13 protein-coding genes are annotated in these 13105 nt (G+C 60.2%); 8 read left to right on the top strand and 5 right to left on the bottom strand.

Annotated elements, in window-relative coordinates:
* Positions 1-25 precede the first annotated feature (25 nt).
* Complete coding sequence (locus tag KUF55_RS13910; RefSeq protein WP_218816957.1) at positions 26-538, bottom strand: hypothetical protein; 513 nt, start codon at positions 536-538, stop codon at positions 26-28.
* A 173-nt stretch (positions 539-711) separates the two neighbouring features.
* Between KUF55_RS13910 and KUF55_RS13915 the strand changes: the two genes are divergently transcribed.
* Together KUF55_RS13915 and KUF55_RS13920 are read left to right on the top strand one after the other, a co-directional pair.
* Positions 712-1182 carry a hypothetical protein gene (locus KUF55_RS13915; RefSeq protein ID WP_218816958.1) on the top strand — a complete coding sequence of 157 codons (471 nt, stop codon included), beginning with the start codon at positions 712-714 and terminating at the stop codon, positions 1180-1182.
* A 133-nt stretch (positions 1183-1315) separates the two neighbouring features.
* Positions 1316-1906, top strand: a complete 591-nt coding sequence (locus KUF55_RS13920) for a hypothetical protein (protein WP_218816959.1) — start codon at positions 1316-1318, stop codon at positions 1904-1906.
* 104 nt (positions 1907-2010) lie between these two features.
* Here KUF55_RS13920 and KUF55_RS13925 read toward each other — a convergent pair whose 3' ends face one another.
* The 3 genes from KUF55_RS13925 to KUF55_RS13935 form a co-directional block, all read right to left on the bottom strand.
* Positions 2011-3477 carry an APC family permease gene (locus KUF55_RS13925; protein WP_218816960.1) on the bottom strand — a complete coding sequence of 489 codons (1467 nt, stop codon included), beginning with the start codon at positions 3475-3477 and terminating at the stop codon, positions 2011-2013.
* A gap of 133 nt (positions 3478-3610) precedes the next feature.
* Positions 3611-4540 carry a helix-turn-helix domain-containing protein gene (locus tag KUF55_RS13930; protein WP_132359261.1) on the bottom strand — a complete coding sequence of 310 codons (930 nt, stop codon included), beginning with the start codon at positions 4538-4540 and terminating at the stop codon, positions 3611-3613.
* A 152-nt stretch (positions 4541-4692) separates the two neighbouring features.
* Positions 4693-5286: a TetR/AcrR family transcriptional regulator gene (locus tag KUF55_RS13935; RefSeq protein WP_218816961.1), complete on the bottom strand. Its 594-nt coding sequence runs from the start codon at positions 5284-5286 to the stop codon at positions 4693-4695.
* A 174-nt stretch (positions 5287-5460) separates the two neighbouring features.
* Between KUF55_RS13935 and KUF55_RS13940 the strand changes: the two genes are divergently transcribed.
* Both KUF55_RS13940 and KUF55_RS13945 read left to right on the top strand, forming a co-directional pair.
* Positions 5461-7377 (top strand): primary-amine oxidase, encoded by a 1917-nt coding sequence (locus KUF55_RS13940; RefSeq protein WP_218816962.1) that lies wholly within the window; start codon positions 5461-5463, stop codon positions 7375-7377.
* A gap of 10 nt (positions 7378-7387) precedes the next feature.
* Entirely contained in the window at positions 7388-7858 is a 471-nt protein-coding gene (locus KUF55_RS13945; protein WP_218816963.1) for a hypothetical protein, read from the top strand.
* Positions 7859-7911: 53 nt separating this feature from the next.
* Here KUF55_RS13945 and KUF55_RS13950 read toward each other — a convergent pair whose 3' ends face one another.
* Positions 7912-8724, bottom strand: coding sequence for a TetR/AcrR family transcriptional regulator (locus tag KUF55_RS13950; protein WP_218816964.1), 813 nt, complete (start codon positions 8722-8724; stop codon positions 7912-7914).
* Positions 8725-8804: 80 nt separating this feature from the next.
* Here KUF55_RS13950 and KUF55_RS13955 point away from each other — a divergent pair, with 80 nt between their 5' ends.
* From KUF55_RS13955 to KUF55_RS13970, 4 genes are all read left to right on the top strand, one after another.
* Complete coding sequence (locus tag KUF55_RS13955) at positions 8805-10271, top strand: FAD-binding oxidoreductase (RefSeq protein ID WP_218816965.1); 1467 nt, start codon at positions 8805-8807, stop codon at positions 10269-10271.
* On the top strand, positions 10268-10663 hold the full coding sequence (locus KUF55_RS13960) for a cupin domain-containing protein (RefSeq protein ID WP_218816966.1): 396 nt from the start codon (positions 10268-10270) through the stop codon (positions 10661-10663). The genes KUF55_RS13955 and KUF55_RS13960 overlap by 4 nt, the downstream gene beginning before the upstream one ends.
* Positions 10660-12144: a gamma-aminobutyraldehyde dehydrogenase gene (locus KUF55_RS13965; protein WP_218816967.1), complete on the top strand. Its 1485-nt coding sequence runs from the start codon at positions 10660-10662 to the stop codon at positions 12142-12144. Before KUF55_RS13960 ends, KUF55_RS13965 begins: the two co-directional genes overlap by 4 nt.
* A gap of 181 nt (positions 12145-12325) precedes the next feature.
* Complete coding sequence (locus tag KUF55_RS13970; protein WP_218816968.1) at positions 12326-13027, top strand: class I SAM-dependent methyltransferase; 702 nt, start codon at positions 12326-12328, stop codon at positions 13025-13027.
* The last annotated feature ends 78 nt before the right edge of the window (positions 13028-13105 follow it).

Consider the following 13105-nt stretch of genomic DNA (forward strand, 5'->3'; position numbering starts at 1 on the left):
TGCGGCCACTCGTCTGCGTGCCACGCTAGCCCTTGGCTTCCTCCTGGGTCACCAGCACGTGCCACCTCGCCCGGGGATCGGCTGTAACTTCCACCTCGAACTCCCCCTCGTCGTGATTCACGAAGCTACTCATATGTATTTGACCGACGTCACTGTCGCTGCACTCGGCGTCGGTCCGTGCGCCGTCACTCGTGCCGATGGAGATCGGACCGGTTCCCGAGCAGGTCCACATCACGAAGGTTTCACCCTGCGGCATCGAATCCGTGGCGGAACTTGCGTCGCCCGAACCCATGGTCTCGAGAACAGCCTGATGCCCGGCTAATGGTTTGAGGACGGCAGCACCGGTCGTGATATCCACGAACTGCGTAGATTTCCATTCGGGGGCTGCTTCGATTGTGGGCGCCGGTGGTGTCGTGACTGGCGCGGACACCGTTGGCTCCGGCGCTTCATCGGTCAACGTGGTGCAGCCGGCCAGCAGAGTCCCAAGACCAAGCACCAGTATGGGTGCCAACGCCTGTTTTGTCCCGAACTTTTTCATCAGGGGTTTCTCCGCCCTCGTGGTAAACGTATGAGGTGGCAAGGGGTTTTTACCTCGCACCTTCACGACTCTTTTAATGAGCCTAAGGCACAGCAAGACACATTTCATCGAACCGCCAGAAATACGTCTTAAGGTCGATGCCACGAAAACCATACAGTTGTTAGCATGGTGAAATGTACCAACCCATCGACTTCGTAACACCGCAGATTCTTCTTGCCGTGGCCGTCATCCTGACGGTTTTTGCCGTCCCGCTGGGGATGCATGCGCTATATCGGCTCAGAAAATACCGTAAGGACACCGAGAACTCTCGAACCTACGTGCGTCGTCGCGATATCGGCATCGAGTCCGGTCTCGCCGGATTCGGACTTCTGCTGGTGCTGCTCTGCGTTGTGATTGCCGCCGTGGGGTGGAAGAGTTCTGCTGCCAACCTTGTGGCAAACGTCCAAATGCGTTACGTGGTCAGCGATGTGTCGATGACGTTATGGAATGGCTCAACGGCGAAGGTTGACCTCACGGATGCAAACGGTATTCGGGGATACGGCGTTGACGTCTCCTTTGACGCTCTAGGAATCCCAGTACTCGGGGATCTTGCCGCCAGCGAAGATGGGCACCATGCCGTGAAACTGACGCTGACTCAGCGTTGATTCAATTCCTCGCTGCTGGTACTCCAGACCGGTCCCCCGGAGTTCTTTTCTCCACCCTAGGTCCCATTTTTCTTCGCAGATGTGCACCCCTCCTCCGATGCGGCGCGCACCCGTCCCTACATAGGCTGAAATTATGAAAACGACGTCCACCACTTTCACCTCGATTCCCGGCACCCCCAAGACCCTTGCCTTGGGGATCACGGCCATCGTTGCAGCACTTGCCCTGAGCGGCTGCAGCGCCCTGGGAATCGAGTCAAAGTACGACAAACGCACCAGCCACGATTTCACCACCGGCGCCGAGGGCAAAGAAAAGGGCACCCTCCCCTTGTGGGTCCCGGACGAGGCCTCGGATATCAAGGAAATGGTGCGAACCACGGGCAACGAACGAATCCTGCGCCTGAACTACAGCGGAGCGTTGCCCGAGACCTGCACGAAGATCACCGTTGCTGGCAAGCCATCGGTCAATGAGCTCACCGCAGGTCTTAATCATGAAGAACCCAGAGATGCCAAGGGCCTAGCTGCCGTGGTGCAGCAGCAGTATCAAATTCCCTTGCTCGCCGCGGACTGGTGGCCCACCGGACAAGAGTCTCGTGCCACGCATTTATGCGGCAAGTGGTGGGTGTCCACCGTTGCGCAGAAGGTTTATGCTTTCGCCCCCGAGGAGAAGAGCATCGCCGAACACGTACTCACCGAACAGGCCAATATCCAGCGGGCCGAAAAGTAAACCTCGTCGTGGTGCGGCTCGGACCACGCAGCACAACCGGTGCGCAGCGGCTGCTGCGCACCGGTTTCGTTTAACCCCCACTCTTCGCTAAGCGCTAGTTGGTATTAGAGATCACCGCCGCGGCCCACTCGTGCGTAGACCTCTGGGCGGCGCTTGCGGAGCCGCAGGGCCCAGAACACCCCCAAGATCCCGGGCAGCACCACGATTACCGGCAGTAACCAGCCGAGGATGCTGGCTTCCTGCAGCCCGATCAGCACATCGAAGTTCATCAGGATGGCGACAAAGAGCACGCTGAGCAGCACTCCGGCAATCAGCGGTGCCACCTGCGCGGCCCAGGGACCCAGACCGTGCGGCTCACTGCGGAAGTAGCCGATCACGGCGAAGGACGTTAGTGCCATGAGCATGACCAGACCAAAGGCCCCCATGTTGGTGAGCCAGGTAAAGAGCGTCACCACCGGGAACATCACATCTTTTCCGGCTCCAATGAGCGCAAAGATCGCCAGGACGATCAGCGCCAAGGCGCTTTGGGTCAAGGACCCGGCCATCGGTGCATGGGTGCGAGGGTTGGTGTGGGCCAAGACCCGCGGCATCACGCCCTCGCGACCCAGTGAAAACAGGTAACGGGCCACCACGTTGTGGAATGCGATCAGTGCTGCCAACAGGCTGGTGATGAACAGGACGTTACCCAGGTCCACGAACCACGTTGGAACATGGTCGGACAGGAAGACGAAGACCAGATCCGGGCCAAATTCAGCCGACCTACCCACCACGGCAGAATCGCCTTCGCCCACGGCCATGGCCCAAGCGGACACCGCATAGAAGACCGCGATGATTCCCACAGCGATCAGGGTGGCGCGGCGCGGAGTGTTTTTGGGGTCCTTGACCTCTTCGCCATAGATGGCTCCCGATTCAAAGCCCATGAAGGCAGCAATGCTGAAGGACAGCGCGGCGCCGATTCCGGCGGTGAACAAGCTGGCAGGTTCCAGCGACGCGGTGCTCACCCCTTCGGGTGCGACCTTTACTGCGAGTACGTCGTAGACAACAACCACCAGGAATTCGCAGGCCACCACGATGCCCAGCAGCTTGGCCGAGAGATCGACCTTATTTACACCCAACGCTCCGACAATCGCCCACCCGATGAGGGCGCAGGCCCACCAGGGGAGGTTCAGGGCGAAGGTTCCGGCGAGAAAGGATGAAAGAGCGAATCCGAAGAGGCCATAAATGCCGATTTGCATGGCGTTGTAACTGATCAAGGCGACCCAGGCGGCACCGATTCCCGCCGCCTTGCCAAGGCCCCTGGCTACGTAGGCGTAAAAGGCACCGGCATTACGCACATGTTGGCTCATGGCGGTGTATCCGACGGCGAAAATCAGCAGGACAAGCCCGAGCACGACGAAGGAGAGCGGGATGCCCAGCACCCCGGTGACGGCGTAGTTGCTGGTGATGCCACCTGCCACCACCGTTAGTGGTGCCGAGGCCGCGATGATCATGAAGACCAGCGACGGCACCCCGAGTGTTCTCTTACCGAGGCTCGGAGCCTCGGTGTTGGGTGGTGCGGTGAATGCTGCCATGGGAATTTCCTCCTTGAAGCGTCTTTGTACCAGCGTGCGCTTCGTGGGGTGCCTAGCGCTTGTCTTTGCGCGAGCAGCTATAGGCGAATCGTGCAGCATTGCGCCGTTCCCCGGCTCAGCACCCACACCGTAGTCAGGATTGGGCTCGGAATGCCGAAGGAGAGCTACCGTAGGTGGCTCGGAAAACCTTGCTGAAGTGGGCAGCATCGGGTAATCCCCAGCGCGCACCCACCGCTCCCACCGGCACGTGGTGCTGGAAGGGATCACTCAAGTCGCGTCGGCAGTGTTCAAGACGTCGAGTTCGGATCCATTCGGAGACGGTGTGCCCAGATTCGGCAAAGATCTTGTGAAGGCTACGCAGGGAAATGAAGTGAGCGTCGGCGATTGACCCGGGACACAACTGAGAATCGGCAAGATGGGTATCAATGTACCCCTGGATGATCCGAAACTGGCGCTGAGACGCGTCACTCACGAGGTCATCGCGCTCGTGAAGTTCGGCAGCGAGCAACGTGCTGAGTAGGTCCACTGCGTTGGCGGCCAGTCGCTGTCCCACAGGGTCCTGCAGCTGAGGCAACAAACTAGCCAGCTGTCCCAAAAAGGGAGCAATGGCACGACCTAAGGGATGCTCGGCACCGATGGAGGTGGCAGTCATCTCGCGGATTTGTGCCACGGGAAGTCCCAGCTGTTGCTGGGGAAACATAAGCACCAGGGTTTTGATGTTCTCTTCGAAGACCAAGGTGTAGGGGCGCTGTGTATCGTAAATCGCCAATTGTCCGGGGCGGAGCACGGTTTCGCGTCCGTCCTGCAGCAGGATTCCATGCCCGCTGAGCTGAAGGTTCAATTTGAATTGGGGCGCTCCCCCGGTGGCCAACAGTTCCTCTGTGCGCCTCACCGTATGCGCGGTGGCTTCAACTTCCATCACTCCAACGGAACCGAATTGGTTGCCAGCGATGCTGCCGGCAAAGGCGCCTGCTCGCACCGGTTCACTGGTCAGCGGAACGAAGGCGCGCGAGACCAACGACTTCCAGTCACCAAAGGATTCAACGTGTTGCATCTGATACATGAGCGAGAGACCTTTCCCCAATATCGCTCACATCCCTCAACGGGTTCCAACACAAGGGAGGTGAACGGCATCACATTTGAGTCAATGTACGCGCAAAAACACCCAAAGTCACGTTTTTTCTCTCGTTGTAGGTTTTAAATTTGTCTTGGCACTCAGTTCGCGCGTAGCAGTGAAAGCTGATGTCCCAACTGAGCGCGCAATTGCACGGGGTCATTGAAGCGCGCGTCCAGAACCGCCACCACCTGGGAACCCAGCAGGAAGGTCAGCAGCGATTCGGCAGCGGAATCCGGAACCACCTCCGCGCGCAGGACCCCCGAAGCGCTCGCCTGCGCGATCCATCCCTTAATCCAAGTTCGCCACTGTGCCATGGCTTCGTCATTGAGCGCGGCAAAATCCGGTTCGTGGATGGCACTCTGCCAAAACGGGATGACCACCCGGGCCTCGTCAAGTCGATCCTCATCCAGGGGCAAAACCTCCGTGGCGAATGCGGCAAGCGCCTCGAGGCCCATGAGACCCTCCGTTGAGGCCCGAACTCTGGCATTGGTGCGCCCGAAGACGTGGGTAAAGGTTGCGCGCATCAAACTCGCGCGGGTTGGGAAGTACGGCTTCAGCGCCCCATTGGCAAAGCCTGCCTCGGCGGCGACGTCTCGTAAAGTCACCCCGTCAAAACCACGGTGGGCGATGACTCGCCAGGTGACCTCAACGAGTTCAAGTCGGCGGGCGTCATGATCAACAATCTTGGGCATATCTCCCATCCTACGGACGACGTCGGCCCCCTCGGAACATCACGCCGCGAAACCCGGACCCCTTGCCACGGAGGCCAATCATGGTTATTCTCTACAAGCAGAGAATATAAAAGTGGCTTAGGTCACGGAATCTGCGATTCAATACCCCCGGGCACCCTTCCGAAAGGCACCACGATGACCCTCGAAAACGTCACGGCCCCGCGCACCACAATGGGTGCCTACATGCTGGCCACCGAAGAGGAAATCTCAACCGTCAGGGAGATCCTGGCCGCTGCCGGACACTTCCCCGATTCGGCCCGAATCGCCTATCTTGGTCTGGAAGATCCGCAACGTGATAGTTCGACGATCGACCGCCGTTTCCGCGTCTTCCTCCTAGATGTCGCCGGTGCCCAGCCCAAGGACGTCGTCATCTCGGTGACCACCGGCGCCATCGAATCCGTGATCGAGTTGGATACTGCCACCAGTGGCGAACTGCCGGTGCTGGAAGAGGAATTCGAGGTCGTGGAGCAGCTGCTGGCCAAAGACCCGCGCTGGCTCGAGGCGCTGGCCAAACGCAACCTCGATGTGACGACGGTTCGTGTGGCACCGCTCTCCGCCGGCGTTTTTGAGTACCCGGAGGAATCCGGTCGGCGGATTCTGCGCGGTCTGGCCTTCATGCAGGAGCACCCGCAGGATTCTGCCTGGGCGCATCCGGTGGACGGGTTGGTCGGCTACGTGGATGTTACCAACCGCACCGTGGATCAGGTCATTGATCTCGGCGTCGTGCCAATTCCCACCGAGCACGGCAACTACACCGACCCGGAATTGACCGGTGAACTGAGGACCACCCAAAAACCCATCTCCATCACCCAGCCCGAGGGTCCCAGCTTCAGCGTCACCGACGGCAATCACGTCGAATGGGAAAAATGGAGCCTTGATGTGGGCTTCGATGTACGCGAAGGCCTGGTGCTGCACAACATTTCCTTCGAAGACAAGGGCGCCCCACGCCGCATTCTAAATCGCGCCTCCATCGCCGAGATGGTTGTCCCGTATGGGGATCCATCCCCGGTGCGCAGCTGGCAGAACTACTTCGACACCGGCGAGTACCTGGTGGGCCAGTTCGCCAATTCTCTGGAATTGGGCTGTGACTGCCTGGGCGAAATCCACTACATCTCCCCCGTGGTCTCCAACGCCCGCGGTGAGGCCCGCAGCATCCGCAACGGCATTTGCATGCACGAGGAGGACTACTCGATCCTGGCCAAGCACTCGGATCTGTGGACCGGAATCAACTACACCCGACGCAACCGCCGCTTGGTCATCTCCTTCTTCACCACCATCGGCAACTACGATTACGGTTTCTACTGGTACCTCTACCTTGATGGCACCATCGAATTTGAGGCCAAGGCTACCGGCATCGTCTTCACCAGCGCACTGCCCGAGGGCCAAACTCCCTATGCCTCCGAAATTGCACCCGGGCTCGGCGCCCCCTACCACCAGCATCTTTTTGGTGCCCGGCTCGACTTTGCCCTCGATTCCGGTCCCGGACGTGTTGAGGAGGAAGACGTGGTGCGCCTTGCCACCGGCCCGGACAATCTGCGGGGCAATGCCTTCTCCCGCCAGCGCACCCTTTTGGCGCGTGAGTCCGAGGCGATCCGTGATGCCGATGGCTCCAAGGGACGCACCTGGGTCATCACCAACCCGGAATCCACTAACCGGCTGGGACATCCGGTGGGCTACAAGCTGCACCCGGCGGGTAACCCCACACTGCTGGCCGATGAGGGGTCATCGATCCACCGCCGCGCCACCTTTGCCTCCAAGGCCCTGTGGGTGACCCCGGCAACGGCGGACCAACGTTACCCGACCGGCGACTTCGTGAACCAGCATGCCGGTGGGGGCGGGTTGCCCGAATGGGTCAAGGCCGATCGCAACATCGATGGTGAGGACGTGGTCCTCTGGCACACCTTCGGGCTCACTCACTTCCCACGCCCCGAGGACTGGCCCATCATGCCGGTGGACACCGTGGGCTTCAAGCTGCGTCCCGAGGGATTCTTCGACCGGTCCCCGGTGCTTGACGTTCCGGCACCGGCAACCACCAAGTCCTGCCACAGCTAGTAGCGGTGTCGTGAGTACGCACGTTACCGCCGCGACGTGGTCCACAGCGCGGATCGTTTCCACAACCCGGGTCACCCGGCTGCCGCGCGCGATGGTGTTCGTGCGTCTGCTCGCGGTATTTGCCGCGCTCATGTCCGTTCTGCACCTCTGGCTTCTGCTGCTCTTTCCTCACGGTCTCTGGGTCGGAACACTATTGGGCATCATGGTGCTGATCTGCCTGAAGTGCGCGCATCGAGCCTGGAACCATCCCGTGGCACTGACTCAGCTACTGGTGATGTCGGCGCTCATGGCCATCACGCACACCTTTATGGCACTGGGTGTTCACGAACATCACCACGGTGCCGGTGACGTGGCGGCGGGATCCGGTGCCGCCGCGATGTTGGGTGTGGCGGCAGCCGAATTGGTACTGGTCATGCTCTGCTCCTTGGGGCTGCGAATCTCCCGAGCGAGCAACGGCCGCACCTACCGCTCACCGAGGTAACAGCGCACCTTGGGTGGGGAGAACCGGATGTCATTTTCCGGTTCTCCCCACCGTCAGTGTTGCAACCGGGCGGCGATCCCTCCCAGCAGAAGGTCGAGTGCGAATCGATAGTTCTCTTCGTCCTGCACCGCGGCCATTTCCCGCACGGACGCGACGGCCAGGGGGAAATCGTGTTCGGCCACCCGGTCATAGCTGCTCACCCAAGCCGCATCGTCCTGCTCTGATTTTTGTCCCAGAAGCATCAGACCCGCACTAAAACCGGTCCAGGCCAGCATGAAGTCACCACAGGCGCGGAACACCGGTGCCGCTTCGTGCCGTGAAAAACCAGCTCGCGTCAGCGCGCTGAGCATGGCTTCGACAAATTGAAGTTCACCGCTTTGCCCCGTCACGCGTAAGGCAGCCAGCGTCGCGACCTGAGGGTATTGCAGGAAGCTGGCCCGGATGCGCTCCATCAAATCCCGCAGTGATTCTTTCCAGTCGGGTGACGGGACGTACCCGATCATGCCCATGGTGATCACCTTGTCGGCGAGCGCGAGCAGCAGTTCGTCCTTATTGGCGAAGTGGCGATAGAGCGCCGTGGGATCGGCACCGAGTTCCTTGCCGATTTTGCGGAAAGACAGAGCATCGGGAGTTGTTCCGGTGGCCAGGAACAGGCATGCTTCGAGGATCCTTTCGCGGCCGAGGCCCTGGGCGCGGCGGCGCGGTACCGTCGGCACACCTTCTTTTTGATCCATGCTGTTAGGTTTCCTTGACCCGATCGTAAAGTCAACACCGTTGACTTTACGATCGGACTGCGATTTTATGAACAGGAACACACCAGAGGCATTAGAGGTGCTAGCCGGATGATCCTTCGTTGGGCTGATCACCATCCTGCCGCAAAGATCGACGCTGCTCCCGCACCCCAGAACCATTGCTCGAATCCTCGGAATGGAACTCCCGTTACCTCATGAAACTCACCACCTCCGCAGCTGGCACCACCCCCGTCTCCTACGAGCGCTTCGAATCCACGGTGAGCAGTTCAACCGTCGACGCTGCACTGCAATCAACTCACTACTCCCCCTATTGGTTGGAGCATTCACAACGCCCCGAGGCATTAGCAGCCCTCGAGGGCTTCATCACCACCGACCTGTTGGTGATTGGTGGCGGCTACACCGGATTGTGGACGGCACTGCTGGCCAAGGAGGCACAACCCGACCGCGAGGTGGTGCTCATCGAGGCCCAACGCATCGGTTGGGCTGCCTCGGGACGCAACGGCGGCTTCTGCGAGGCCTCCTTGGTACACGGAGAATCCAACGGGGAAAAACACCTCCCGGCGGAAAATGCCAGACTGACCGAGCTTGGCACCGAAAATCTTGCCGACCTCATCAACACCATCAGACGCTATGACATCGACTGCGATCTAAGACTCGGCGGAGTGCTCAATGTGGCCACCGAGGAGCACCAGGTCCCCTGGCTGCACGAGGAAGCAGATACCCAAGGGGCAGATCGGGTCTTGGATGCCGCAGCCACCCGGGAACTGATCAATTCCCCGCTCTTTAAGGCCGGCTTGTGGGAGAAGGACGGCACGGTGCTGGTGCATCCTGCCAAGCTCGCCTGGGGTTTGCGCCGGGTCGCACTGGAACTGGGCGTCAAAATCTTTGAACACACCAGCGGCGAGGACCTCACCTCCACCGCCGATTTTATTCAGGTCCACACCAGGGCCGGACGTATCCGAGCCCAACGCGTGGCACTGGCCACCAACGCCTTCCCATCCCTACACAAACGGCACCGCCTACACACCATCCCGGTCTACGACTACGCGTTGATGACCGAACCACTGACGGCTGCCCAACGTGAGTCCATCGGGTGGAGCCAGGACATCGGCCTGGCAGATTTGAGCAATCGTTTCCATTACTCTCGGCCCACCGTTGATGAGAACGGCGGCTGGCGACTCCTTTATGGGGGCTACGACGCCGTGTACCACTACGGGCGTGAGGTGAACCCCGAGCATGACCGGCACGATGAAACCTTCCGGAAGCTGGCCGCCCACTTCATCGGCACCTTCCCACAACTTGAAGGCATCTCCTTCTCCCACGCATGGGGCGGGGCCATCGACACCTGCAGCCGTTTCTTCGCCTTCTTTGATACCTCCCATGACGGGCGGGTTGCCTACTGCGCCGGATTCACCGGTCTGGGTGTTGGCGCTACCCGATTTGGTGCCCGCGTCATGTTGGATCTGCTCTCCGGGGACACCACCGAACTGATCCAGCTGGCGATGGTGAGGAAAAAACCCTTGCCGTTCCCACCGGAACCAGCTGCCTGGCTGGGCGTGAAACTCATGACTCATGCCCTGGCCAAGGCCGATCGACAGCAAGGCAAACGTGGCCCGTTCTTGAAGGTCATGGACGCGGTGGGCATGGGGTTCGACTCATGATCCCCGAACCCTTCCCACCCCTGCTCGGCGGCCAAGCGCTGCTCATCAACAAGGTACCCATGGAGCACCAAAAGCCCACCGATGATGTCCTAACCGCCGGAACCACCACCGCCACGGTGGAATTGGGATCCCTGGCAGGTTGCGAATTTGGGATCTGGGAAATGTCGCTCGGGTCCATGCAAGACGTGGAGGCTGATGAGATCTTTGTGGTCATCGCCGGCCACGGCAGGGTACTTATTGAGCCCTTCAATGGACACCCGGCACGCACCGCCGAGCTTCTCCCGGGAACCATCATGCGCCTGGAGGCCGGGATGCGAACCACCTGGACCATCACCGAACCGCTGCGCAAGGCCTATTTCACGCCCCGCCTGACCCCGGAAGATACCCCATGAGCACCAGCACCCCCGGCCACCAATTCATCGATGGTTCCTACCGCGTCGGCGGCGGAAAAACCGTCAAACGCATCAACCCTGCCACCGGGGACGGTGATGGAAGCATCGACTATGCCAGTCTTGCTGACCTGAACGACGCGGTGAACGCGGCGGCAGCTGCCTTCCCCGGCTGGTCGAAGCTGACTCCGGGAGCCCGAGCGGATCACCTGCTGAATTTTGCCCGGGAGCTCGGTGCCCGTAGCCAGGAACTGGCGGAACTTGAAACCCGGCAAAGCGGGAAAACAATCCGGATGTCCACCGAGTTTGATGTGCCGGGAACCTTGGATAACATCACCTTCTTCGCCGGTGCCGCCCGCCAACTCACCGGCCTGGCTGCCGGGGACTATGCCGGAAATTCCACCTCGATGATCCGTCGCGAGGCGATCGGGGTCATCGGCTCCATCTCCCCCTGGAATTACCCGCTACAGATGGCCGCCTGGAAGATCCTCCCGGCCATCGCCGCCGGCAATACCATTGTGCTCAAGCCCAGCGAGCTGACCCCCGGGACCTCGCTGATCTTTGCCGAGGCCGCGCATGCCGCCGGCATCCCGGCGGGGGTCATCAACATTGTGGTGGGTGAGGGAGCAGATATCGGTGAGGCATTGGTTCGTCACCCGCTGGTGGTCATGAGCTCCTTCACCGGATCCACCGCGGTGGGGCGGCACATCATGGCCATGGCCGCAGAAACCGGCAAACGGGTGCATCTGGAGCTCGGCGGCAAGGCACCCCTGGTGGTCTTCAAGGACGCCGATGTGGAAGCAGCCGCCCACGGCGCCGTGGCAGGATCCACCATCAATGCCGGTCAGGATTGCACCGCTGCCACCCGCGCCTACGTGCACGTTTCACTCTTTGATACCTTCACCACTCGGGTCGCCGAGCTCATGAATTCAATGATCCTTGGGGATCCCACCGACCCCGACACCGACATGGGATCACTCATCTCGTACCCCCATCGGGAGAAGGTCACCGCCATGGTGGATCGGGCCCGCGCCGCGGGAGCCACGGTCCTGGCCGGCGGCCGGGCACCGGATCACCCCGGTGCGTTCTACCGTCCCACACTGATCACTTCTGCGGCTCAGGACAGCGAAATTGTCCAGGCCGAGGTCTTCGGACCGGTCCTGGTGGCGCTACCCTTTGAGACCGAGGACGAAGCCATCGCCCTGGCCAACGACACTCCCTTTGGTTTGGCGGCCTCGGCGTGGACACGCGACGTGAATCTGGCCATGCGTGCGGCGGCCGAGATCCAGGCCGGCTGCGTATGGATTAATGAGCACATCCCGATCGTCTCGGACATGCCCCACGGTGGATACAAGGCCTCCGGATTTGGAAAAGATATGAGCGCCTATTCCTTCGAGGAGTACACGAACATCAAGCACGTGCTCATTTCGCACGATACCGACGCGCACAAACAATGGCAAAATACCGTTTTTCGCCAGCGTTAGGCCAACCTCCGCGAGTGTGGAGACACAAAACCACGCACCGCACCGGTACACGTTGTCGGAAGAAACTTCGGATCTCCCGGGGATTGATCTCCCGCGGGCGGTTCGCGCACCGTTGGCAGTTCGGGGCTGTTAGCCTCGGACCAAAGCTGGCTTCCACGTTGCGACCCGGAGGAAATGTAATATGTCCCAGAACACTGATTACGACACCTTTGCCGAGGACTACTCGAAAGAAAACGAGTCAAGTCTGATGAATCAATACTATGAACGACCGGCGATGTTAAAACTCGCGGGAAACGTCCGGCACCGTAAAATTCTTGATGCGGGATGTGGGTCAGGTCCCTTGACCGAAGCGCTGCTTGAACGCGGTGCTCACGTGAGTGGTTTTGATTCGAGCCAGGGCATGATCAACCTGGCCACGAAGCGAGTCGGCGATGCCGCAGAACTATTGGTCGCCGATCTGGGGCAACCGCTTCCGTTTGCCGACGATACATTTGATGATGTCCTCGCCTCGTTGGTCTTCCACTATTTGCCCGACTGGTCTAACGCCCTACAGGAGATTAGGCGTGTCCTGCGTCCCGGCGGCAGACTCATCATGTCGGTAAATCATCCGATCCTCTATCCCTGGACAAACCCCGGCCAAGACTATTTTAAGCTCACGAAGTACTCGGATGATCACTCGTTTAATGGCCAACCGGCCGTCCTCACCTATTGGCACCGTCCCTTGCACGCCATGTCCGATGCCTTTGCCAAGGCGGGGTTCGGGATCGAAGTCATCAGCGAGCCACCATATTCAACCGAGGCCCCCGCGGAGCTGGTCCCCGATCGTCTCAAGGAAAGAGATGCGTTCATCAGCTTCATTTTCTTTGTGCTGCGCGCACCCTGAGGTTTTCACGTCGCCGGAACTGACCGGCAACGACTCGGAGAAATATGACGAGCGACGGTTCTTCACTGACCGCCGCGG

Source organism: Paeniglutamicibacter sp. Y32M11, assembly GCF_019285735.1.
In the GTDB taxonomy this organism is placed as follows: Bacteria; Actinomycetota; Actinomycetes; order Actinomycetales; family Micrococcaceae; genus Paeniglutamicibacter.

Excerpts from the sequence above, each read along its gene's own strand:
- KUF55_RS13910 (WP_218816957.1), bottom strand. The coding sequence starts at position 538 with ATGAAAAAGTTCGGGACAAAACAGGCGTTGGCACCCATACTGGTGCTT.
- KUF55_RS13915 (WP_218816958.1), top strand. The coding sequence starts at position 712 with ATGTACCAACCCATCGACTTCGTAACACCGCAGATTCTTCTTGCCGTG.
- KUF55_RS13920 (WP_218816959.1), top strand. The coding sequence starts at position 1,316 with ATGAAAACGACGTCCACCACTTTCACCTCGATTCCCGGCACCCCCAAG.
- KUF55_RS13925 (WP_218816960.1), bottom strand. The coding sequence starts at position 3,477 with ATGGCAGCATTCACCGCACCACCCAACACCGAGGCTCCGAGCCTCGGT.
- KUF55_RS13930 (WP_132359261.1), bottom strand. The coding sequence starts at position 4,540 with ATGTATCAGATGCAACACGTTGAATCCTTTGGTGACTGGAAGTCGTTG.
- KUF55_RS13935 (WP_218816961.1), bottom strand. The coding sequence starts at position 5,286 with ATGCCCAAGATTGTTGATCATGACGCCCGCCGACTTGAACTCGTTGAG.
- KUF55_RS13940 (WP_218816962.1), top strand. The coding sequence starts at position 5,461 with ATGACCCTCGAAAACGTCACGGCCCCGCGCACCACAATGGGTGCCTAC.
- KUF55_RS13955 (WP_218816965.1), top strand. The coding sequence starts at position 8,805 with ATGAAACTCACCACCTCCGCAGCTGGCACCACCCCCGTCTCCTACGAG.
- KUF55_RS13960 (WP_218816966.1), top strand. The coding sequence starts at position 10,268 with ATGATCCCCGAACCCTTCCCACCCCTGCTCGGCGGCCAAGCGCTGCTC.
- KUF55_RS13965 (WP_218816967.1), top strand. The coding sequence starts at position 10,660 with ATGAGCACCAGCACCCCCGGCCACCAATTCATCGATGGTTCCTACCGC.
- KUF55_RS13970 (WP_218816968.1), top strand. The coding sequence starts at position 12,326 with ATGTCCCAGAACACTGATTACGACACCTTTGCCGAGGACTACTCGAAA.